Annotated in this window: 21 protein-coding genes; 5 read left to right on the top strand and 16 right to left on the bottom strand. The window is 47.5% G+C overall.

Features of this window, described 5'->3' with window-relative positions; all coding sequences use genetic code 11:
- Positions 1-13: 13 nt before the first annotated feature.
- Together mtnA and mtnP are read right to left on the bottom strand one after the other, a co-directional pair.
- Complete coding sequence (mtnA, locus tag BR02_RS0106340; protein ID WP_114638814.1) at positions 14-1,096, bottom strand: S-methyl-5-thioribose-1-phosphate isomerase; 1,083 nt, start codon at positions 1,094-1,096, stop codon at positions 14-16.
- A gap of 6 nt (positions 1,097-1,102) precedes the next feature.
- The gene (mtnP, locus tag BR02_RS0106335; protein ID WP_031515326.1) at positions 1,103-1,906 is read right to left on the bottom strand and encodes an S-methyl-5'-thioadenosine phosphorylase; all 804 of its coding nucleotides are present in this window, start codon (positions 1,904-1,906) and stop codon (positions 1,103-1,105) included.
- 267 nt (positions 1,907-2,173) lie between these two features.
- Between mtnP and yfcE the strand changes: the two genes are divergently transcribed.
- The 3 genes from yfcE to fdhF all read left to right on the top strand — a co-directional run bounded on the left by yfcE (position 2,174) and on the right by fdhF (position 7,308).
- Positions 2,174-2,716, top strand: coding sequence for a phosphodiesterase (gene yfcE, locus BR02_RS0106330; RefSeq protein ID WP_031515324.1), 543 nt, complete (start codon positions 2,174-2,176; stop codon positions 2,714-2,716).
- Between the two features lie 109 nt (positions 2,717-2,825).
- On the top strand, positions 2,826-4,601 hold the full coding sequence (locus BR02_RS0106325; protein ID WP_420795382.1) for an NADH-ubiquinone oxidoreductase-F iron-sulfur binding region domain-containing protein: 1,776 nt from the start codon (positions 2,826-2,828) through the stop codon (positions 4,599-4,601).
- A 22-nt stretch (positions 4,602-4,623) separates the two neighbouring features.
- Positions 4,624-7,308, top strand: a complete 2,685-nt coding sequence (fdhF, locus tag BR02_RS15065; RefSeq protein WP_114638812.1) for a formate dehydrogenase subunit alpha — start codon at positions 4,624-4,626, stop codon at positions 7,306-7,308.
- A 44-nt stretch (positions 7,309-7,352) separates the two neighbouring features.
- On the opposite strand, the gene BR02_RS0106310 is transcribed toward fdhF, so the two are convergent.
- From BR02_RS0106310 to BR02_RS0106250, 14 genes are all read right to left on the bottom strand, one after another.
- On the bottom strand, positions 7,353-8,276 hold the full coding sequence (locus BR02_RS0106310; RefSeq protein ID WP_051688159.1) for a DMT family transporter: 924 nt from the start codon (positions 8,274-8,276) through the stop codon (positions 7,353-7,355).
- Complete coding sequence (ftsY, locus tag BR02_RS0106305) at positions 8,277-9,203, bottom strand: signal recognition particle-docking protein FtsY (protein WP_031515315.1); 927 nt, start codon at positions 9,201-9,203, stop codon at positions 8,277-8,279. It abuts the gene before it with no gap.
- A 14-nt stretch (positions 9,204-9,217) separates the two neighbouring features.
- On the bottom strand, positions 9,218-12,787 hold the full coding sequence (gene smc, locus BR02_RS0106300) for a chromosome segregation protein SMC (protein WP_034638961.1): 3,570 nt from the start codon (positions 12,785-12,787) through the stop codon (positions 9,218-9,220).
- Positions 12,788-12,845: 58 nt separating this feature from the next.
- A complete protein-coding gene (gene rnc, locus BR02_RS0106295; RefSeq protein ID WP_051688158.1) occupies positions 12,846-13,604 on the bottom strand; it encodes a ribonuclease III in 759 nt (252 codons plus the stop codon).
- A 15-nt stretch (positions 13,605-13,619) separates the two neighbouring features.
- Positions 13,620-14,861, bottom strand: coding sequence for a beta-ketoacyl-ACP synthase II (gene fabF / locus BR02_RS0106290; protein ID WP_031515309.1), 1,242 nt, complete (start codon positions 14,859-14,861; stop codon positions 13,620-13,622).
- A gap of 79 nt (positions 14,862-14,940) precedes the next feature.
- A complete protein-coding gene (gene acpP / locus BR02_RS0106285; protein WP_031515307.1) occupies positions 14,941-15,174 on the bottom strand; it encodes an acyl carrier protein in 234 nt (77 codons plus the stop codon).
- A gap of 39 nt (positions 15,175-15,213) precedes the next feature.
- On the bottom strand, positions 15,214-15,966 hold the full coding sequence (fabG, locus tag BR02_RS0106280) for a 3-oxoacyl-[acyl-carrier-protein] reductase (RefSeq protein ID WP_031515305.1): 753 nt from the start codon (positions 15,964-15,966) through the stop codon (positions 15,214-15,216).
- 1 nt (position 15,967) lies between these two features.
- Positions 15,968-16,912 carry an ACP S-malonyltransferase gene (gene fabD, locus BR02_RS0106275; protein ID WP_337999128.1) on the bottom strand — a complete coding sequence of 315 codons (945 nt, stop codon included), beginning with the start codon at positions 16,910-16,912 and terminating at the stop codon, positions 15,968-15,970.
- 8 nt (positions 16,913-16,920) lie between these two features.
- A complete protein-coding gene (gene fabK / locus BR02_RS0106270; protein ID WP_031515301.1) occupies positions 16,921-17,868 on the bottom strand; it encodes an enoyl-[acyl-carrier-protein] reductase FabK in 948 nt (315 codons plus the stop codon).
- Between the two features lie 24 nt (positions 17,869-17,892).
- Positions 17,893-18,888 carry a beta-ketoacyl-ACP synthase III gene (locus tag BR02_RS0106265; RefSeq protein ID WP_031515299.1) on the bottom strand — a complete coding sequence of 332 codons (996 nt, stop codon included), beginning with the start codon at positions 18,886-18,888 and terminating at the stop codon, positions 17,893-17,895.
- A 1-nt stretch (position 18,889) separates the two neighbouring features.
- Complete coding sequence (plsX, locus tag BR02_RS0106260; RefSeq protein ID WP_031515293.1) at positions 18,890-19,894, bottom strand: phosphate acyltransferase PlsX; 1,005 nt, start codon at positions 19,892-19,894, stop codon at positions 18,890-18,892.
- 2 nt (positions 19,895-19,896) lie between these two features.
- Positions 19,897-20,469, bottom strand: coding sequence for a transcription factor FapR (fapR, locus tag BR02_RS0106255; protein ID WP_031515291.1), 573 nt, complete (start codon positions 20,467-20,469; stop codon positions 19,897-19,899).
- Between the two features lie 118 nt (positions 20,470-20,587).
- Positions 20,588-20,770 carry a 50S ribosomal protein L32 gene (gene rpmF, locus BR02_RS15060; RefSeq protein ID WP_084170954.1) on the bottom strand — a complete coding sequence of 61 codons (183 nt, stop codon included), beginning with the start codon at positions 20,768-20,770 and terminating at the stop codon, positions 20,588-20,590.
- 52 nt (positions 20,771-20,822) lie between these two features.
- The gene (locus BR02_RS0106250) at positions 20,823-21,347 is read right to left on the bottom strand and encodes a YceD family protein (protein WP_031515289.1); all 525 of its coding nucleotides are present in this window, start codon (positions 21,345-21,347) and stop codon (positions 20,823-20,825) included.
- A 135-nt stretch (positions 21,348-21,482) separates the two neighbouring features.
- Between BR02_RS0106250 and ylbJ the strand changes: the two genes are divergently transcribed.
- A complete protein-coding gene (gene ylbJ, locus BR02_RS0106245; RefSeq protein ID WP_337999127.1) occupies positions 21,483-22,790 on the top strand; it encodes a sporulation integral membrane protein YlbJ in 1,308 nt (435 codons plus the stop codon).
- A gap of 334 nt (positions 22,791-23,124) precedes the next feature.
- Complete coding sequence (gene pduL / locus BR02_RS0106240) at positions 23,125-23,823, top strand: phosphate propanoyltransferase (RefSeq protein WP_337999126.1); 699 nt, start codon at positions 23,125-23,127, stop codon at positions 23,821-23,823.
- Positions 23,824-23,839: the final 16 nt, after the last annotated feature.

Raw genomic sequence — 23,839 nt, 5'->3', positions numbered from 1 at the left:
TTACCCTCCTGTACTATTTTGCGGGATTTGCCCCGATACATATATCGTCAGATAGATAGTCCCCTTCTTCCACAATGCGGCGTAAATTTTCATTGTAGGGCGGCCGCACTACACCACGCTCAGTGATGATGGCAGTGACCAATCTGTTAGGGGTAACATCAAAGGCCGGGTTCCACACCTTAACACCGGCAGGTGCCACCTGGGTGCCCCCAAAGCTAGTTACCTCATCCTCTGCCCTTTGTTCAATGGGTATTTGATCCCCCGATGGCAAACTTAAATCTAAGGTAGAAAGGGGAATGGCCACATAAAAGGGGATGCCGTGGGCTTGGGCCAGCACAGCTAAACTGTAGGTACCAATTTTATTGGCCACATCACCGTTGGCAGCAATCCGATCGGCCCCCACAATTACCACGTCCGCCTTTCCCTGGGACATCAAGTAACCTGCCATGTTGTCTGTAATTAAGGTGACAGGAATATCTTCCTGTTTCATCTCCCAGGCCGTTAACCGCGCACCCTGGAGCAAGGGTCGGGTTTCATCGGCGTAAACATGAATTTTTTTGCCGGCCCGGTGTGCTGCCCGTATAACCCCCAGGGCTGTACCAAAACCGGCCGTGGCCAGGGCCCCTGCATTGCAGTGGGTAATAATGCCGGCCCCGTCGGGTATTAAGTGCTGGCCGTGTTCACCCATCCGCCTATTGGCTTCTAAATCCTCACAGAAGATTTTGTGCGCCTCTTCCAACAGTATTTGCTTAGCGTCAGCAGTACTTAAATCACTGCGTCCCCTTACCTTGTTTAACATCCGCTCCACTGCCCACCGTAAATTTACCGCAGTGGGGCGGGTGGAGGTCAGTTCCACTGCCACCTTTTCTAACTGAGCCATAAATTTATTTAGGTCCGGCTCATTTATGGCCTTGGCCCCTATGACCACACCGTAGGCCGCAGCGGCGCCGATGGCCGGTGCCCCCCGCACACTGAGCCGACGAATGGCATCTGCAACGGTCTTTACATCCCTTGCCACTATATACTCAGTTACCGCAGGCAATTTGGTTTGATCAAGTATTTTTAATGCCCCGTCTTCCCACAACATTGTTTTCAATGACTATCATCCTTTCAGCAGTTCATGTATCGGTCCACCCAATGCAGTGTGACAAGTACACTGTCGATCCGGTGCTAAAAGTGCCATGGTGCCCATGGCTAACTGCCGCAAGTTTGCAGCATTTTCTGCCATCACATCCAAAACCTCTTGGTGGGTAAGGTTAGTGGGAGATATGCCGGCGGCAAAGTTAGTTACCATGCAAACGGTGGCATAACACATCTCCGCCTCCCGGGCCAGCACCACCTCGGGCACACTGGTCATACCCACCAGGTCACCACCCAATTGACGATACATTTTAATCTCTGCCGGTGTTTCGAACCGGGGCCCCTCGGTGGTTACATAGACCCCTCCCTGATGGTAGCTTAAGCCATTCTTTTCAGCCACCTGGGCCATTATCTTACGCATTTCAGCACAATAGGGCTCGGTAACGTCTGCGTGAATTACCCCCTGCTCGCCCCCTTCAAAAAAGGTCTGCACCCGTGATTTGGTAAAATCTAAAAATTGATCTACAAAAACAAAGTCCCCGGGTTTCATGGCTGTATTAAGGGAGCCCACCGCAGCGGTGGCCAAAATACTTTTTACCCCTAAAATTTTTAAACCGGCAATGTTAGCCCGGTAATTAATTAAGTGTGGCGGTACCGAATGCCCGGCCCCGTGACGATTCATAAAAGCCACCTCACGCCCCTGGTACTCTCCCACCTTCACCGTTACCTGGCCGTAAGGCGTGTCCACTGTTACGTCGCGAATATTTGAGAGGATGTTGGGGTCGTATACCCCTGTTCCCCCAATGATTGCCATTGAAACAGACATTTACATACCTCCAATTTAAAAATTATAGATAGCATGCCTACCTATTCACCAAATATTCGCCCCGTTGGCGACAATTTCCTTTCATATTGCCAACAATTTCATTACCGGCAGCCAAGCCGGGTTTATGAATTCCCGGTTAATATTTTCTTTTATTAGCCAACATATTAAAAGGATTTTGTAGCCCTATACCAAATTTATTATGGGGGGCTTCCCAGCCCAAGACCACCTTGATAAAGATACATTAAATAAATTCGGAGGGTAAACTTTATGAAGATCGGAGTAATCAGCGACACACACGGCAGCCTGCTGTACTTTAATATGGCACTGAAAGCCTTGGGAGATTGCAGCTATATCCTTCACGGGGGAGATATTTTGTATCACGGCCCCAGAAACCCACTGCCCCAAGGGTATAATCCAAAGGAATTGGCAGAAAAAATTAATTCCCTGAATAACATGGTCTTTACCCAGGGCAACTGCGATGCCCACGTAGATCAAATGGTCATTGATCACCCCATCCAAACCCCATATGTCTTTTTACATATAGATCGCTATAAAATACTTTTATGCCATGGCTTTACCAAAGAAAGCAGTGAATATATTGAGATGGCCAAGAAAATTAAGGCCAACATATTTATTTACGGCCACACCCATATTAAAAGTATTACCAAGTACCATGATTTAACTATAATCAACCCCGGCAGTACAGCACTGCCAAAGGACGGCATTCATTCTGCAGCCTTAATAGAAGATGGCACCGTTAAGCTAATAGACATTGTAAAAAACAAAGTAATTAAGGAATGCCAACTATAAAACCACCCCCCGGTGGTTTTATAACTTAACAAAGTCTTTCAAATGTGTTTCAATAAGAATGTAGAAAAATGAACCCATGGCCCTAATGCCAGGCGAAAGGAAGATTGCGGTGAAGAAAACAGTATGCGTATGCACCGGCGGCTGCACCTCCTCCGGCTCACTTAAAATATTGGAATTACTAAAGAGCGAGGCAGAAAAACAAGGTCTAAAGGATAAAATAATAATAAAGCCCGTTGGGTGCCATGGTTTTTGTGAGCAAGGTCCCATAGTTACCATCGAACCGGATAAGACTTTTTACGCCAAGGTTACCGAAGCCGATGTCAGTGCTATTTTAAAATCAATATATAATAATCAGCCGGTGGCCAAGCTCTTGTATAAAAATAAGGGGCAACCGGTTGCCGGTTACGATAATATCCCCTTTTACCGTCTGCAGCACAAATTAGTTTTAGACAAGTGTGGAAAAATCAACCCGGAAGATATTAATGATTACATGGCGGTGGGGGGGTATCAAGGACTAAAAAAAGTGCTGACCGCCATGACACCACAAGAGGTGGTGGATGAAATAAAAACTTCAGGGCTGCGGGGCCGGGGCGGTGCAGGTTTCCCCACCGGTATAAAGTGGCAGGGGGCCTTAAATGCCCAGATTACCAACCAGAGGTACGTGGTTTGCAACGCCGACGAAGGCGACCCCGGTGCATTTATGGACCGCAGCATATTGGAAGGTGATCCTCACTCGGTACTGGAAGGTATGGCCATCTGCGGTTTCGCCACCGGTGCAGATAAGGGCTATATCTATGTGCGTGCCGAGTACCCAATGGCAATAAAGCGGCTAAATATTGCCATTTCCCAGGCGGTCAAACATGGTTTTTTAGGAGATAACATTTTAAACACCGGGTTTAACTTTCATATAAAAATTAAAGCCGGTGCCGGAGCCTTTGTATGCGGGGAAGGCACCGCATTAATTGCATCCATAGAGGGCAAACGGGGTATGCCAAAATTCAAAAGAGGCCGCACCACCGAAAAAGGCCTCTGGGGAAAACCCACCACACTGAATAACGTGGAAACCTTTGCCAACGTGCCCAAAATTATTCAGATGGGCGGCAAAGAATACGCCACCATCGGCACTGCAAACAGTAGCGGCACTAAAATTTTTTCACTGACCGGCCAGGTAGTAAACACCGGCCTGGTGGAGGTTCCCATGGGGACAAGCCTGCGGCATATCATCTTTGACATAGGCGGAGGCATTCTCAACAACCGGAAATTTAAAGCCGTTCAGGCCGGCGGACCCTCAGGGGGCTGCATACCGGAACAATATTTAGATAAGCCGGTGGATTATCAGTCGCTAAATGAGGTGGGCGCCATGATGGGCTCAGGTGGTTTGGTGGTGCTGGATGAAGGTACCTGTATGGTAGACCTGGCCCGGTTTTTCTTAAAATTTACCCAGGCAGAGTCCTGCGGCAAGTGTACCCCCTGTCGGCAGGGAACCGGTGCCATGTTAGATATCCTCAGCCGGATATGTGAAGGCAGAGGACAGCCGGAGCATTTGGAGCAGTTGGAGCGATTGGCTAGGGTAATTAGCTCCACCTCCCTGTGCGGATTGGGTCAAAGTGCCCCTAACCCGGTATTGAGCACCCTAAAATACTTTATTGATGAATACCGAGCCCACATATTTGATAAGCGGTGCCCCGCCGGTGTTTGTTCTAATTTATTGGTTTACAGTATTGAAAGGGACAAGTGTATCGGCTGCGGCCTATGTGCCCGCTCTTGTCCCGTAGCGGCCATCGGCGGTGAAAAGAAAAAGCCCCATGCCATTGATACCGCCAAATGTATTAAGTGTGACAACTGCAGGCAGAGGTGCAAGTTTAATGCCATAGTCAAGAAATAGTGCTGCTGAAGGAGGAATTATCTTGTCAACCGTATCGTTAACAATCAATGGACGCCCTGTCACCGTACCTGTTGGCAGCACCATTTTGGATGCAGCAAAACAGCTAAACATTTTTATCCCTACCCTATGCCATCAAAAGGAATTAACCAATTCAGCCTGTTGCCGCATCTGTGTGGTGGAAGTTGAAAATGTTAAGGATTTAAAGGTATCCTGCGCCACCAAGGTGTGGGAGGGCATGGCGGTTTGGACGGATTCAACTGCAGTAATTGAAGCCCGCAAAACAATTATAGAGTTATTGCTGGCTAGTCACCCCCAAGACTGCCTCACCTGCGGTAAAAGCGGCCAATGCCGCCTGCAGGATTACGCTTTCATGTACAAGGTTAAAGGCAGCTGTTTTTCAGGCAATAAAGAGAAATATCCCATTGAAGATGACAACCCCTTTATTGTTAGGGATATGAACAAATGTATTCTTTGCGGCAAGTGTGTGGCCGTGTGCACAGAGATACAAGGCAACACGGTGATAGATTTTGCCTACCGGGGTACCGACACCAAAATTGCAACAGCCATGGATAAATCCCTTGGCCGGTCAGAATGTGTATTTTGCGGAAATTGTGTGGCAGTATGCCCTGTGGGAGCACTGCAGGAAAAGGACTTTCGCAGCAGGGTCCGCAGCTGGGAAGTGAGAAAGACTAAAACAATCTGCCCCTACTGTGGTGTTGGATGCGGTTTGGAATTGAACGTCAAAGATAACCGGGTTGTTGGGGTCACTTCCTGTGACGGTGAAGTTAACGGGCTGGCCCTATGCGTAAAGGGTCGTTTTGGCTATCGTTTTATTAATCACCCGGATCGTTTAAAAAGCCCACTCATTAAAAAAAATGGGCGCTTTGTGGAAGCCGGTTGGGATGAGGCCATTTCATTGGTGGCAAAGAGATTAAGCTCCATTAAAAAGGCATATGGTGCAGACTCTTTGGCTGTGCTAAGTTCCGCCCGCTGCACCAATGAAGAGAACTATCTGCTGCAAAAATTTACCAGGGCGGTACTCGGCACAAATAACATTGACCACTGTGCCCGCCTCTGACACGCCCCCACCGTCGCCGGTCTGGCGGCAGCATTTGGCAGCGGGGCAATGACCAACAGCATCAGTGACATAGCCGGTGCAAACTTCATATTGGCCCTGGGCACAAACACCACCGAAACCCACCCCATCATTGGCCTTCAGGTGAAAAAGGCCCTGCGCCAGGGCGCAAAACTGGCAGTGGTGGATCCGCGGAAAACTGAACTTGCTCAATTGGCCCATTATCATTTGCCATTGAAGCCAGGCAGTGACGTGGCACTGCTAAACGGCCTGGCCCACCTTATTATTGAAGAAGAGCTTTGGAATAAAGAATTTGTGGCCCAAGGCACTGAAAACTTTGAGTCCTTTAAACAAGCCGTTAAGGAATACACCCCCCGGCGGGTGGAAAAACTGACCGGCATCCCGGCCGAAACAGTCAAACTGGTGGCCCGGGACTATGCCACTGCTAAAAACGCAACGATACTTTACACCATGGGCATCACCCAGCACAGCTATGGCACCAACAATGTTTTGGCAGTGGCCAATTTGGCACTGCTGTGCGGCCAGGTGGGTAAAAAATTCAGCGGAGTAAACCCACTGCGGGGGCAGAACAACGTACAAGGTGCCTGCGACATGGGCGCACTGCCCGACCTGCTGCCCGGTTACCGGCCCATCACCTCAAAGGAGATTAGAAACGAATTTGCCACCGCCTGGAAGGTCCATGGTTTGCCAGGTACACCGGGATTAACAATTGGCGAAATGATGGAGGGTGCCGGGTCGGGTAAAATTAAGGCAATGTACATCATGGGAGAAAACCCTGTGCTTTCCGATGCCGATGCCAAGCAGGTGGAAGCTGCCTTAAGTCAGCTGGATTTTTTGGTGGTGCAGGATATTTTTCTTACCGAAACGGCAAAAATGGCCGATGTTATTCTACCCGCTGCAAGTTTTGCTGAAAAAGACGGTACCTTTACCAACACCGAACGCCGGGTGCAGCGGGTGCGAAAGGCAATAGAGCCGGTGGGCAGCAGCAAGGCAGACTGGGAAATAATTTGCCTGCTGGCAAAGGCAATGGGCTATACAATGGATTATCAAACACCGGAAGAAATTATGGAGGAAGCCACCGCCCTTATCCCCTCCTACAGGGGAGTATCTTATTCCCGCTTGGAGAGCGGTGGATTGCAATGGCCCTGCCCCAATAAGGAACACCCGGGCACACCTACCCTGCACCAAGGCAAATTCATCCGGGGATTGGGAAAATTCCACCCGGTGGAATATTTGCCGCCTACAGAAACCATAGACAGTGAGTACCCGCTGCTGCTAAACACCGGCAGACGCTTATATCACTACCACACCGGCACAATGAGCGGTAGGGTAAGTATGCTAAAAGAGCATTGCCCCCAAGAACTTTTAGAAATAAACCCCGCTGATGCGGAACAGTTGAAATTAAAAGACGGCGACAGAGCCAGGGTAATTTCCCGCCGCGGGTCCGTAACAGTCACGGTGAAAATAACCGATACCACGCCAGCGGGAACGGTGTTTTCTTCCTTCCACTTCCCTGCGGTGCCCATCAACCAATTGACCAACCCTAAGCGTGACCCTGTCTCTAAAATACCGTCCCTAAAGGTATGCGCAGTGAGAATTGAACGGGCATAATAATGACAGCGGTGTAAAAAATACACCGCTGTCAATTTATATTCTTAAATATCATTCTTTAACGCCACTTGTTCCCTTTTTACACTGAGCCTTCCGGTGGTCAGGTATACACCCGATATTATTAATCCCGCCCCCATTAATTGGGGCAGAGCAATACTTTCCTGCAGAATTATGCCCGCCTGCACCATGGTCCACAGGGGAACAAGATTAATAAAAATTGAAGCGCGGCCGGCCCCCAAAGCCTTAACCCCGCGGTACCACCAGAAAAAGCCGATTACCGAAGCAAAAACTGCCATATAAGCTATGGCACCCCATGCGGCAGGGGATATGGTCCACCAGCTGTGTCCTTCCCAGAGGGCAAAGGGAAACAGAATTACGGCCCCAATTACACAGGCATAGGTAGTGGCCATAAGTGGAGAATAGTAGTCCATAACCTTTTTCCCAAAAACAGAGTATAAGGCCCAGGCAAGGGGAGCGCCCAACATAATTAAATCTCCCCGGTTAAAGGTCATATTCAACAGGAGGTCCGGATTCCCCCCGCTTACCACCATGGCTACCCCTGTAAAGGAGACAAATATTCCCACCACCTGACGGCCGGCAACGGCTTCCCGCAGTATAATAACAGCCATCAAGGTGGTCACCACCGGATTAGAGGCAACAATCAAGGAGCCGTTGATTGCAGTGGTGTATTGCAAACTGATAAAAAACAGTGCATTATATGTAAAAATCCCGGTGGCACCCAATAGGATCATCAAGGGCCAGTGATTGGATTTCACCTTAACCCGGGGCCTCTCAGTTAGCAATAGGAGAGCCCACAGCAAGGCCGCGGCCATGGCAAATCGCAAAAAGGCCACCGTAAAGGGGGGAAGATCTTCCACTGTATATCTTGCCGCCACAAAGGCACCGGCCCACATGCATGTCACTGCAACAAGACGTGGGTAATGCCAAAAATTTTTATCCCTTGTCAATTATTCTTCTTCCTCCAACCCATACAGAGCAGCCACAAATTGTTGGGGGGCAAAGGGTTGTAAATCATCCATTCCTTCTCCGACGCCGATGAATTTAACCGGTATCCGCAAACTGTTTTTAATGGCCACCACAACCCCGCCCTTGGCGGTACCGTCCAGCTTTGTAAGGGCTATACCGGTAACATTGACGGCCTCGCCAAATATTTTAGCTTGGCTGATGGCATTTTGACCGGTGGTGGCATCTAACACCAAGAGCGTTTCGTGGGGTGCATCGGGAATCTCCCTGTTTACAATGCGGTGTATTTTTTTCAGTTCCTCCATTAAATTGCTTTTGGTGTGCAGTCTGCCCGCCGTATCTATCAGTAAAATGTCACTTTTCCTTGACTTGGCGGCTTGAACGGCATCATAGGCAACTGCCCCGGGATCAGCGCCTTCGCTATGTTTAATTAATTCCACCCCTACCCTGTTGCTCCATATTTCTATTTGATCGATGGCTGCCGCCCGGAAGGTATCACCTGCGGCCAACATCACCTTTTTGCCTTGGTTTTTATAATAGTGGGCCAGTTTTCCAATGGTGGTGGTTTTACCGACACCGTTTACCCCCACCACCAAAATTACCGTTAATCCGTCTGGGTTAATATTAACCGGAGCTGTTTGATTGCCAATGACACGCTCCAATTCCTCCTGAAAAATATCCTTTAATTTGGATGCATCTTTAATTTTTCGAAACCTAACACCCTCCCTTACCCGTTCCACCAGATCAATGGCAGTGGTGACACCCACATCGGCCTGGATCAATGCCTCTTCTAATTCTTCATAGAGGTCTTCATCAATACTCTTGCGGCCAACTACAATTTGTTCCACCTTTTCCACAAAACTCTTACGGGTTTTAGATAAACCCTCTTTTAAACGATTAAAAAAACCCATATTAGACCCTCCTTTTATGTTGCCTCTTCCAGCTGAGAAGCGGCAGATTCTGCCCTTGACATTTCAATGGAAAATATTTTTGAGGTTCCCCGGTTATCCATAGTCACCCCATACAGAATTTCTGCCCGCTCCATGGTGCCCTTGCGGTGACTGACCACCACAAACTGGATGGTTTCACTTAGTTTAAGTAAATAATCAGCAAAGCGATCAACATTTGCCTCGTCCAAGGCTGCTTCAATTTCATCCAGTATGCAAAAGGGGCTGGGGCTGATTTTTAAAATGGCAAATAACAGGGCTATGGCAGTTAAAGACCTTTCACCGCCCGATAATAAACCGATATTTTGCATCTTTTTTCCCGGCGGTTGGGCCACTATTTCAATACCTGCCGTGAGGGGATCATCTCCCACCATGCGGATGCTTGCGTAACCGCCCCCAAAAAGTTCTTTGAAAACCAGTCCAAATTCCCTTTCAATTTTCTTAAAGGCACCGGTAAACTTTTGCGCCATTAAAGTATCCATTTCTTCAATCAGCTGCTGCAGTGACTGTTTGCTCTGTTCTATATCCTGCTGCTGGTGAAGTAAATAATTATGACGCCCTTGCAATTGCTTGTACTCATCCTCTGCCACCGGATTTACTTGCCCCATTTCTTCTATCAAATTGCGCAATTCAAGAATTCGGGCCTTACACCGGCGCATATTGTCAGTGGGCTTTAACTGTTCCGGCTGATGGATGTTATAATCCTGCTCCAATCTGTCCAACAGGCCCCGGCGTTCAGTCTCCAAACGTGCCTGCTGAAGCTGTAAGTTATGCACCATTTGCTGCTGTTTGCGCAATTGTTCTTCCTCAACTTGCAGCTGCCGCCGCAGGGCTTCCAACTGCTCTGTCAACTGCTGTATCTCATTTTCGGTCTTGCTTAAAATAGTGCTTAAATGCCCCTCCTGCTCTTTATGTTGCCTTAACTGTTTGTTTTTTTGCTCAAGGTCCTGCTCCAACTGTTCGCTCTTGCGCTTTATTTGTTCGCTTTCTTTGTTTAAAGAATTGATTTCATTGCGGCACTGCTCTTTTTCAGCATCTAGTCTTGATAATAATTTTTTAATTCCTTCCTGCTCTTGCTTGACTTCTGCCAAGGTTACCTTTGTGGAGGTAAATTGTTTTTCTAAGCTCTGAATTTTTTCTTTTATATCTTTTAATTGCTCTTGGTGAGTAAGTATTTCAGCCTGGACTTTTGTAAGTTCTCCCTCTGACACCGCCACCAAATGGGCAGCCCTTTGCTGGGCCTCATCTTGGTTAGCTATTTCCATTTCCAGGTTATTTATTTCATAGTCGCTGTCTTGGCTTTGGGCCTTGGTACGGTTCAGCCTTTCCCGCAGCTGAACTAACTGCTGTGTTTTGCCGGCCAGTGAAATTTTTTGTGTCATCACCCGGTCCCGCAAAAGGTCAATGCTCTCTTCAAGCTGTTTTAAAGTATTTGTTAACTTGTCCTCTTCAGCAGCATATTCAGTTAACTGTCTTTGTAATTGCTGCACCCGCAGTTCACATTCCCGCTTTTCCCTGCGATTTTTTAATAGGCCCCGGTTTTGCGCCGGCGGACTGCCGCCGGTAAGTGAACCCCCTGGGTGCAAGTATTCCCCTTCCAGGGTCACCAGCCGTAAGCGCTGGTCACTTGCCTTAGCCACCTTCAGTGCAAAGTCAATATTTTCTACCACCAGCACCTTGCCCAACAAAAATTCCGCCACTATGCCATATTGGGGTTGATATTCTATTAAATCAGCAGCCACCCCCATCACCCCGGGCATGGCCAATGCCTGCTTCTCCAGGGGATGCCTCTTTTGCGGCCTTAAGGTATTTAAGGGCAAAAAGGTAACTCTTCCAAGTTTATTTGCCTTTAAATACTCAATCACCTTGCGTGCATCCACATCGGTATTGGTAACCAGTTGCTGTAGCGCTCCCCCCAAAACCGTTTCCACCGCCAATTCTAAATGGTGGGGCACCTGTATTAATTCAGCCACGGTACCGCAAATTCCATGTAACTGCACCTTTCCGGCCTTCAGGGCCAGTAAGAGCTCCCTGACCCCCCTTTGGTAACCCAGGTATGACCTTTGGGATTCCACCAGCATATGTAACTTTGACTGCCAACGGGATAACTCTTCTTTACAGTGGCGAATTTTTTCCTGCTCACTGTGGAGCAGTTCTTTTATTACCTGGCGTTCTTTTTCTTGGGCAGACAGCTTTTGTTCATTTGATTTTATTTTGTCATTTAGTTCAGCAATTTCCCTTTGGAAATTATTTAGTTCATCCTTGGTTTGTAACTGTTCCTCCCTGGCCTCGCCAATAACCCGGCGCAAATGAGAAAGCCTTCTCTCGGCAGCAATTTTACGTTCTTCTGCCCGCTGCAGCTGCGCCTTTCCCTGGGCAGAGGCGTTCATCAATTCAATTAGCTTGGCCTTGCCCTTTTCTATGGCCACTTCCTTTTCCCTAACTCCGTCAGTTAATCTCTTTAATTGGCTGCTAATGTCCATTAATTGCCGTTCGCTGGGCTGCACCGAAACAGTTAGTTGCTGCAGCCGCTGATGTTCCTCTTTATCCTCTTGGGCCAGGCGGTACAGCCGCTCCTCAGCTATAGCCTTTTTCTGCAGCAAGCGCTGATAATCCTGCCTGCCGCCGGTCATCCTTTCCTTTAGAAAGTCAAGGAAACTCTCTGTTCGTTGGATCTCGGACCTAATGCCGGCATATTCATTGCGATACTGTTCATATTGCTCCTTCTTGGCTTTTATTTGCTGCTCCAATTGCAAAATATCTTGCTGGGTTTGACCGCCGACGGCATTATTATCCCCAGCCTGCCTTAGCTGCTGTTCAATTTGGGAAAGTTTTATTTCCACAGCTTCCAGTTCTCCGGCCAGCAAACCCAATTCCAGCCGGCGGCGCTCACCCACGTACCGGCGCCACAGCTTTGCCTTCTCTGCCTCTTCTTTTAAAGGTGCTAAACGGTCAGACAATTCGGATATGATGTCAGATAACCGCACCAAGTCCTGTTGGGTTTTTGCCAGCTTGGCAAGGGCTTCCTCCTTACGATGACGGTATTTTACTATCCCCGCTGCCTCTTCAATTATTGTCCGCCTTTCCTCTGCCTTACTGTGCAAGATTTCCTCCACCTTGCCCTGGCCAATAATGGCATAGGCACCTTTACCGATGCCGGTGTCCATTAACAGGCTATGAATATCCTTTAAACGGCAGGGTACTTTATTAATAAAAAACTGACTTTCACCGGAACGAAAAATTCTCCGGGTAATGGTCACTTCGGAATAGTCCAAGGCAAAAATACCCTTTTTGTTGTCCAAGGTGACAGACACTTCACCCATACCCACTGCCTTTAGCCTATCACTGCCGGCAAAAATAACTTCTTCCATCCTTGTACCCCGTAAAGCACTGGCCCGATGTTCCCCCAATGCCCAATTAATTGCATCGGTAATATTACTCTTTCCACTGCCATTGGGCCCCACAATAACTGTTAAGCCGGGTTTGAAATCTATATGTACTTTTTCAGCAAAGGATTTAAAACCCTGTATTTCAAGTCGTTTAAGCACCTTTTAAACCCCTTTGTCTGTCCTTAACAATTTAGAGGCGCCCGTAACCGGGCGCCCTTTACTTACGGCTTATATTTTTCCTATCCCTGCGACGACTACCCCTGGGCTTAGGTTTATTTAAAGTTATACTTCCCAGTGCCTCTTTAGCTGCCCGCTGCTCTGCTTCTTTTTTAGAATGTCCCACGCCTTGGCCAATTTCTTTACCACGATATATCACTGCAGCAGTAAAGATCTTATCATGATCTGGGCCTTCTTCCTTAATTATAACGTAATTTACCGGATCCGGTGAATATTGTTGTAAATATTCTTGTAGTTCTGTTTTAAAATCCCGCTCTAACCTGCCTTCGGTTACATCTTTTATTATTACCGCCATTTCTTTCAGTATAATTTGGCGTACAACTTCCAAACCCTTATCCAGGTACACAGCCCCCAGTAGGGCTTCAAAGGCATCAGCCAGTATACTGGGACGCTCCCTGCCGCCGGAACGTTCTTCCCCACGGCCCATCCGCAAACATTGCCCTAAATTTAGTTCTTTGGCCACCTTAGCCAAGGAGGGCTCACACACAACCGCCGCCCGTAGTTTAGTTAATTCCCCTTCACTGCGTTTAGGGTAAGTATTATAAAGGTACTCACTAATAACCAGTTCCAAAACAGCATCACCTAAAAACTCCAGGCGCTGGTTGTGGGTTAGCGCCAAATGCCTATTTTCATGGGCACAAGAGCTATGGGTTAGGGCCTGGTACAACAATGCAGGATCTGTCCAAGATATACCCAGCCGTCGCTGCAGTTTTGCAATATACATGCTGGTTTTGTGCATTAAATCACCTGACTTTTATTCCTGATATTTTTTAAAAGCAATGGTGACGTTGTGGCCCCCAAATCCTAGGTTATTAGAAAGAGCAACATTTACTTCCCGCTTTCTGGCTTTATTGGGTACGTAATCAAGGTCACAATCCGGGTCAGGGTGTTCATAATTAATGGTGGGCGGAATAATACCATGAACTATGGACAATACGCAAGCCACCGCCTCCACTCCCCCTGCTGCACCCAATAGGTGGCCGGTCATGGACTTAGTGGAACTTATGGCAATTTTGCCGGCCCGTTCACCAAATACACTTTTAATGGCCATGGTTTCCAGCCTATCGTTCAGTGGCGTTGAAGTGCCATGGGCATTGATGTAATCAACTTCGTCGATACTGATATTACCGTCTTCCAGTGCCATTTTCATCGCCCTTGCCGCCCCTTCACCCTTGGGGTCAGGTGCAGTTATATGGTAGGCATCACAGGTACTGCCATACCCCACTATCTCAGCGTAAATTCTGGCCCCTCTGGCCTTGGCATGCTCCAAGGTTTCCAAAACCAGTATGCCGGCCCCTTCGCCCATCACAAAACCGTCCCGTTCACTGTCAAAGGGCCTGCTGGCCTTTTGTGGCTCATCATTGCGGGTGCTCATGGCCTTCATTGCACAAAAACCGGCAACACTTAAAGCTGTAATGGGGGCTTCCGTTCCGCCGGTAATCACCGCGTCAGCACCGCCCCTTTGTAGCAACTTGAAGGCATCCCCTATGGCGTTATTACTGGAGGCACAAGCAGTAATGGCGGTGATATTGGGACCCTGCAAACCGTAGGTGATAGCCACCTGGCCGGCACCCATATTGGCAATCATCATGGGCACTAAAAAGGGACTTATTCTGCCAGGACCCTTATTTTGCAGCACCTGGGCCTGATCCCAAAGTGTTTCCATTCCCCCGATACCCGAACCGATAATAACCCCCACGCGGTCCTTTTTTATTTTCTCAAAGTCCATATTGGCGTCCTTTATTGCCATGCCCGTTGCAGCCACCGCAAACTGAGAAAACTTGTCCATGCGGCGGGCTTCTTTTTTCTCAAGATAATCAGTGGCTGTAAAATCCTTTACCTCACCGGCAATTTGGGTGTTATAGTCCGATGGGTCAAATCTGGTTATTCTGTCAATACCGGATACTCCACCGGTTAAGGATGACCAAAATTTTTCCAACCCCGTGCCCACCGGGGAAATCACACCCATACCGGTAACAACTACCCGTTTACTCAAAAAATTGCACCTCCCACAATATTCCAAAAAAGTCCCGCGGTCACCCCCCGGGACTTTTGACACAGGTATAATTCCTAACTTATTCATTTTCCTGAATGTACTTTACAGCATCTCCCACTGTACGGATTTTTTCCGCTTCCTCATCGGGAATCTGCATGTCAAACTCTTCCTCCAGTGCCATCACCAATTCAACTATATCCAGGGAGTCTGCACCCAGATCATCCACAAAAGCACTATTAAGAGTAACTTGATCTGCTTCAACACCCAGTTGGTCTACAATTATTTCTTTTATTTTTTCAAAATAATCTGACAAACCATTCACCCCCCTTCCAAAAGTCTGTGAATTCCGACCTTATTTCATGACAGTGGTCATGCCACCGTCAACTGCAATTACTTGACCGGTTATGTATCCCGCAGCCGGGCCACAGAGAAAAGTTACTGTATCGGCAATTTCCTCTGGTGCACCCAGTCGCCCCAGGGGCACCCGTTCAATTAGCCGCTCTTTCACCTCCGGCGGCAATCCATCGGTCATTTCCGTGGTGATAAAACCAGGCGCAACGGCATTAACCGTAATCTTGCGTGAGCCCAATTCAGCGGCCAGGGTTTTTGTCAAGCCAATGATACCGGCCTTGGCGGCAGAATAGTTTACCTGGCCGGCATTACCCATCAAACCTACCACCGAGCTAATGTTGACAATGCGGCCGCCCTTTGATTTCAGCATGGGCCTGGCCACAGCCCGACAGCAGTTAAAAGCTCCCTTTAAATTAGTATTTAACACTGCATCCCAATCTTGGTCTTTCATTCTCATAATTAAGTTATCCCTTGTGATGCCGGCGTTATTCACCAATATATCAAGGCGCCCCAGTTCTTTCAGGGTTTCATCTACCATTGACTTAACCTGCTCTGTATCGGCCACATCGGCTTTAATAACCAGCGCCCTACGGCCCAGCTGTTCGATTTCAGCAGCGGTTTGGTTGGCTGCATCTGCCCTGCCGGCATAATTCACCACCACATTGGCTCCCGCCTTTGCCAATGCAAGAGCCACTGCCCTGCCAATTCCCCGGGATGAACCGGTTACAATGGCAACTTTACCATCAAGAACCATTTTAGCCAACCTCCTTAAGTTGTGCAAGGACTTTTTCTAGCGATCCAATATCTTCCACATTAAATACAAGTGCACCCTTAACGGTCTTTTTTATCAAACCACTTAAAACTTTACCCGGACCTAGCTCAATAAAGGTGTCACAGCCGTCTTTATGCATACGGCCTATGCTGTCCTCCCAGCGCACCGGGCTGTATACTTGCTTCACCAACTCCTCTTTCACCTGTGGGGCGGTGCGCACATAATCACCGGTAACATTGGATACCACCGGTATATTTAAGTCCTTAATAGTAACCTGTTCAATATCATGGGCTAACCTTTCACTGGCCGGGCGCATTAGGCTGGAGTGAAATGGGCCACTGACTGCCAAGGGTACACAGCGGCGGGCACCGGCCTCTTTTGCTAAATCGCCGGCCGCCTGAAGGCCCTCTTGGGTGCCGGCAATAACCACCTGCCCCGGGCAATTGTAATTTACAGCCTCAACGGTGTGGCCTGCCCCGGAAACACGCACACAAATATCGTTTACCGTCAATCGGTCTAAACCTAAAAGGGCAACCATCCCACCGGTACCCGGGGGTGCCTCTTGCTGCATATACTTACCCCTTAGATGAACCAAGCGGACCGCATCGGCAAAGGATAATGCCCCGGCATAAACCAATGCCGAATACTCACCCAGACTGTGCCCCGCCGCCACTGCAGGGGCAATGCCTTTGTCGGATTTGACATTCAGTGCTAAGGCTGCCCCCAGGCTGACTGTTAGTAGCACCGGCTGGGTATACATGGTTTGATTTAGCTGCTCTTTGGGGCCTTCAAAGCATAGTTTTGCAACATCAAAATTAAGTACATGGCTGGCCTCTTCAAACAATTCCCTGACTTCAGGATATTGCCGGTATAAATCTTTACCCATGCCCACGTACTGTGAACCCTGGCCGGGAAACACAAATGCCACTGACAAAATTACTTGACCCTCCTTCGGGGCAAACTCTCTAGCAGCAATTCAGCCCCGCTAATCACTTCTTCAATTATTTCCTTGGCCGGCTGCACCTTTTTCAACATGCCACAGACTTGGCCGGCCATCACCGAGCCATATTCCACATCGCCCTCAACCATAGCCGCCCGCAGTTTGCCAACACCCAGTTTTTCCAATTCCTCGGGGGGTGTAGATAACTTCTCCAGTTCGTCAAACCTTTTGGCAAGTTTATTTTTAATAATTCTTACCGGATGCCCTGTACTGCGGCCGGTTACAATGGTGTCACGATCCTTAGCTTTAATCAGTAATTTTTTTACATTGTCGTGAATGACGCATTCGGTGGCACACATAAAGCGGGTACCCATCTGTACACCCACCGCACCCAATGACAGGGCCGCCACCAAACCACGTCCATCAAAAATACCGCCGGCAGCAATAACAGGAATGCTTACCGCATCCACCACCTGGGGTACCAGGGGCAGGGTAGCCAGTTCCCCAATATGGCCGCCCGCCTCTCCGCCTTCGGCAATAACCGCATCAACGCCTGAACGTTCCATACGCTGGGCCAGCGCCACCGAAGGAATAACCGGAATTACTTTAGTACCTACTTCCTTTAATTTCGGTATATACTTACCGGGATTACCGGCACCGGTAGTCACCACAGGTACGCGTTCCCTGGCAATAATATCCATCACCTGATCCGCATAGGGGGACATGAGCATTGCATTCACCCCAAAGGGCTTATCTGTATATTGTTTCACCTTTGCAATTTGTTCTTCCAACCACTCCGGTGGGGCCTGGCCGGAACCTATGATGCCTAATCCACCGGCCTCGGAAACCGCAGCCGCCAGTTCGGCGGTGGAAACCCAAGCCATACCCCCTTGCATTATGGGATATTTAATATCAAGCAAGTCACACAGTTTAGTGTGGATCATTTTTTCCCTCCTCCCCTTTCAGTTTTAAGCCCAACGCACCAGTACTGCGGCGCAGGTAAGACCTGCACCAAAGCCAATTAGCAGGACATTGTCACCGGACTTAATTTTACCCTGTTTAACTGCTTCATCAAGGGCCAGGGGCACTGAAGCCGCGCTGGTGTTGCCATACCTATCCACATTTACCAGAACCTTTTCCATGGGTAATTTAATCTTTTTAGCGGCATGCTCAATAATTCGAATGTTTGCTTGGTGTGGGATATACATATCAAGGTCTTCCACCTTCATACCTGCCTGTTGAAGCACCCTTTGGGTACCTTCTTCCATCACCCGCACCGCAAACTTATATACCTCTTTGCCCTTCATGGATATGAAATGCAAGCCCTGCTCCACTGATTGCGGGGTTAAAGGTATCCTTGAGCCACAGCCCGGCAGCGTCAGCAGGGAAGCCCCTGCCCCTTCAGCCGCCATATATGACGATATAATGCCCCTTCCCTGGGGCACCGGCCCTAACACCGCAGCACCTGCCCCGTCGCCGAACAAGACACAGGTGGTGCGGTCCTGCCAGTTTACTATTCGGGTAAGGACTTCAGCACCAATTACCAAGACGTACTTTTCTGCGCCGGTATTAATAAATTGTTTGCCCACATTTAAGGCATATATAAAGCCGGTACATGCCGCTGACAAGTCAAAGGCACTGGCATTTACACATTTTAATTTTTCCTGAACTAAACAAGCCGTGGAAGGAAAAAACATATCCGGAGTGCTGGTGGCCACAATTATTAATCCTATCTCCTCAGGTGGAAGACCGGCATGCTCTAAAGCCTTACGGCCGGCCTCAAAGGCAAGATCCGATGCAGCCTGTTCAGGTTCAGCTACCCTACGTTCTTTAATACCTGTTCGGCTTGTAATCCACTCATCACTGGTATTTACAATTTTTTCAAGGTCATTGTTAGTTAACACCTTATTAGGTACATAACTGCCAACACCAATTATTCCGGCTTGGATCAGTTGGCTTGCCATTCTATAATGTCTCCCCCTTTGATATCATGCCGATGCTTTTACCTATTGCTGTCACTAGGCCACCCTCAACCGATTCCTTAGCCACGCGAATGGCATTTTTTATTGCCTGGGCCTTAGAACTGCCATGTCCGACTATGCTTACTCCATTTACCCCCAAAAGGGGTGCCCCGCCATATTCAGCGTAATCCATGCGTTGCTTAATTACTTTCATTGCCGCTGCTAAAGTTTGGGGATCAACTTCAGATGCTAACCGTTCTAAACCCTGCTTAACCATTCCCATCAAGACCAGGGCCACCCCTTCACTGGCCTTAAGAAGTACATTACCTACAAAGCCATCGCATACCATAACCTGGCAATTACCCATCAGCAATTCTCGGCTTTCCACATTGCCAATAAAGTTAAGATTTGGGGTTTCCTTTAGAATTGGATAGGCGGCCTGGGTCAGTTCATTACCTTTACCTTCCTCAGAACCGATATTAATTAAACCTACCCGCGGTTTAGCAATTCCCAGCACCCTCTCTGCATAAAGCGAACCCATCACCGCAAATTGCTGCAAATGGTGCGGTTTACAATCTACGTTAGCACCGGCATCCACCAGCACCATGGGTCCCTTTGCACTGGGCATTACAGTGGCTATGGCCGGTCGATCGATGCCCTTAACCCTGCCCAGGCCAAAGAGCGATGAAGCCATGGCTGCACCGGTGTTGCCGGCCGAAACCACCGCATCGGCAACCCCTTTTTTAACTAATCCATTACCTATTACAATGCTGGAATTGCGCTTCTTCCGAACGGCCGATGCGGGGTTTTCATCCATTCCGATTGCTTCCGGCGCATGTTCAATACTCACTAAACCGTTAACACTGTTTCCCTTTAACTCATTCTCTATGACAGGGCCATCGCCAACCAAAATAATCTCCACTTGAAGTTCTTCCGCAGCAAGCAGGGCACCCTTCACTGTTTCAACGGGGGCATAGTCCCCACCCATGGCGTCCAGTGCTATTCTCAACTTTAGTCCGCCTCCTCTTCTACGGCAAATATTGTAAATATACCCTCAAAAACCACCTTGTTTTTCACTGTGGATACAACAGTAACCCTATATCGATTTTCCTGTCTTCCGGTTATTTCAGCCCTTGCTAACACCCGCTCACCCAGCAAGACCTGCTGTCTAAAGGTTACCTTGGCATTGCCGGTAAGCGCAGTGGTGGCATCTATAATTGCCACCGCCAAGGAATTGGCCTGGGCAAACAAATGGTGCCCCCGGGCAATTAAATTCTTTTTAAAAACCATATCTTCGTTAATTGCTAAAAGTGAGCTGCCGGTTTTGCCCACTTCAATTTCCACCAGCTCGCCCACAACTTCCCCATAGGACATTGACTTCACATTGTGAGCATTGCCCCTTGCGGCCTGTTTTAATCTCACCCTGAGTTCAGGAATGCCCAAGTAGCTGCGATCAAGGCGAATGGTTTGTACACTGACCCCCAGTATTTCTGCCAGATCTTCGTCAGTTAAAAAGGGGTTGTTGCTTATGTATTCCACCAACTTATTATGGCGTTTTTTCCTGGCACTGCTCTTCCTAACCAAAAGATCACCTTCATTTAGTACCTGGTACTAAAATTAATTATAGATGCAGATGTTAAAAAATGCAAGCCCGGAAAATATAAGGATAAATAAAAAAAAGACACCGGACGGTGTCTTTCTGTTACGCTTCATTTGCTCTTACTACTCTATCCTTATAGTAACCACATTCTGAACACATGTGGTGTGGTCTGACCAGTTCTTGACATTGTGGACAACGTACTAGGTTGGGGGCTTCTATTCTCATAACCTCCGCCCTACGACGTCTGTTTCTGGCTTTAGATCTTTTGCGCTTAGGTACACCCATGTTTTACACCCCCCTCTTGAAATCATAATTACTTTAATATAGTAATTTTAAATTACTTTTTCTTTTCCAATAACTCCTGTAAAACAGCCATTCTGGGATCTATATCGTCTTCTGTACAATGACATTGCTGCTCATTTAAATTAGTGCCGCACTGGGAGCACAAGCCTTTGCAATGCTCATGGCAAACCCGGCGCATGGGCAGCTCCAACTGAATACTGTTACGCACCTCTGGCTCAATATCAATACTATCACCGGTAAATGCTCTATGCTCATCTTCATCATCATCTGCATCTAGCTTTCTTTCCACTTCAACTGAATAATATTTTTCTTTAAACTCTGCTTCTACGGGATAGCGATACTGTTCTAAACACCGCCCGCAGGTCAAATTCACTTCGGTGCTTATATTCCCCGCCAGGTCAAAATATGCACCGGCGTTGACAGCCTTTAGCAAAACCGTAACCGGTTGGGTAAATTCTATTGTGCCGTCCTTTGATTTTAGCGGTGATAATTCCTTTTTCAACCGGTATTTTTTTTCGTGACCTGTGGCCTGTTTCAAGTCAGAGACATTAACACGCATAAAATAACACCTCTTATTTAACAAAAATCATTATATTCACTGCAGTTACTTTTGTCAAGGTATTTTCGTTGATATCGGTTATTGGTCTAATTTCTACCAATTAAATGTATATATTATGGAGTATTAATTATTGGGGTGAAAGAAGTTTTGCTGGTTACCATAGCAATAATATTTACCTGCCTATTACTTTTATTCCGAAAAAAAATAGAGAAAAATCTATTGGCAGCCAATTTAAAGCTGTTTAAGATCTTAGGGATGATATCTGTAATAATTTTTGTTTTCAGTATGATACTACACCCTAAAGTGGTATTTGACGGTGCCAGTGCCGGCCTATCGGCCTGGTGGAATATAGTGTTTCCCTCTTTACTTCCCTTTTTTATAGTTTCAGAGCTGTTAATAACACTGGGCATTATACACTTTATGGGAGCCTTATTGGAACCTGTGATGCGACCCTTGTTTAACGTGCCGGGCTGCGGTTCCTTTGTTATGGTGGTGGGTTTTACCTCAGGTTGTCCCATCGGTTCAATGGTCACCGCAAAATTAAGACGCAAGGGCATGTGTACCCGTGTAGAGGCAGAGCGCTTGATGAGTTTTACCAATAACTCCAGCCCCCTTTTCATGCTCGTTGCTGTGGGGGTGGGCATGTTTGGCAACCCTTCATTGGGTTTTTTAATTGCCGGGGCCCATTATTTGGCAAATCTAACCTTGGGCTTTATTTTTAAATATTATCGCTATGGCGACCCGGAAAAAAAGCTTAACCCACCCCGCCAAAGACCTGCTTTTCGTCAGGCTGTCCAAGAGTTAGTAAAAATCCACTCCGAAGAAAAAAGGCCCCTGGGTAAGATTATCGGTGACGCAGTAACCAATTCCGTTAACAATTTACTTAAAATAGGCGGCTTTATTATTCTGTTTGCGGTTATTATTCGCTTACTTACTGAGATAGGGGTAATCTATCTGCTGGCTGATTTAATTGCCTTGGTTTTGCTGCCCCTAGGTTTTGATGCAAGCTTATTTCCCGCCATAGCCAGCGGTTTGTTTGAGGTAACACTGGGAACAAAACTGGCAAGCGAGGCCACGGCACCGCTCTTGCAGCAACTAATTGCAGTGGCGATAATATTGGGATGGAGCGGCTTATCCATTCATGCCCAGGTTGCCAGCATGATTGCTGATACCGACCTTGGCATGCTGCCCTTTATAATTGCCAGAACAGCACATTCAGTAGTGGCCGGCATTTATACCTATATACTTTGGCAGTGGCTGGATCCAGTGGCCAAGGGATGGATAGATACCGCCGCACTGTCACCAATAACAATAGTTCATACCTCCCCCTGGCTCCATACATGGCATTATTTTAAAATATTCCTTCTAATAATAACGGCTGTCCTTGTAATGGGACTGCTGTATCAATTAATAGTTTCGGTGATTAAAGTGGTAAGAAAATAGACCTAAAAGCCAGGTGAACCCTTCTGCATTGGGCAATAATTTAAACTCATACCTAATAATGGCAGACAAAGGATAGCTAAAAGCGGCAAACAAAGCTAAGGTCACCGATTAAGTTAGCAAAATATTAAAATTTCTAATAATACGGATACTTTTCATAAGTATTGACAAAGAAAAATCACTGGTTCATAATTAAAGTAATGACATAAAACAGCATTTAGTATTTTTTTATGGTTCCGGTCAGACCATCGTACCAAATTATTTAACCGTTATTCAAAATTATATAAATTACCCAACAGAAGTTGGGGTAAAATATTTTAAAGGGGTTGGTGAGGCTATGCTTAATGAAAATATCAAAAATAAAGTAACCGTAAAAGAAATGCCCGAGGCAAAGGAAGAAGACAGCAACCGATTGTCGGTTATTAAACCCGAGATTTTTGAGGTTACCGTAGGAATTTCCAACCGCCACGTTCACCTCTCAGAAGAAGATATTGAACAACTGTTCGGTCCCAACTACCAATTAACTAAGGCAAAAGAGCTGTCACAACCTAACCAATATGCCTGTGAAGAAACAGTAATGCTGGTGGGGCCCAAGGGTGTCCTTGAAAAAGTTCGTGTGCTGGGTCCGGCCCGCAAACAGACCCAAGCTGAGATCACTGTAACCGACAGTTTTAAGCTGGGAATAAAAGCACCCCTCAGGGACTCCGGCGACCTGGCAGGTTCTGCACCTATCACCATTGTTGGGCCAAAGGGAACGGTCACCCTTAAAGAAGGAGCCATTGTTGCTGCCCGTCATATACACATGCACTCTTCCGATGCCCAACAGCTGGGATTAAAGAACGGCGATAAGGTCAGCGTGCGGGCAAAGGGGCCCCGGGGAATTATTTTTGGTGACGTTTTGGTAAGGGTAAGTGATAATTACAAAACAGAAATGCACGTGGACACAGATGAAGCCAACGCAGTCGGTTTAAGAAACGGCGACATCCTAAATGCCTATATTCATCGCGGCCATATCTCGGAAATACTAAATAAATAGTACTGGTCTTATACCG

The organism is Desulfofalx alkaliphila DSM 12257 (assembly GCF_000711975.1).
In the GTDB taxonomy this organism is placed as follows: domain Bacteria; phylum Bacillota; class Desulfotomaculia; order Desulfotomaculales; family Desulfohalotomaculaceae; genus Desulfofalx; species Desulfofalx alkaliphila.
This window is presented reverse-complemented; position numbering and strand designations above follow the sequence as displayed.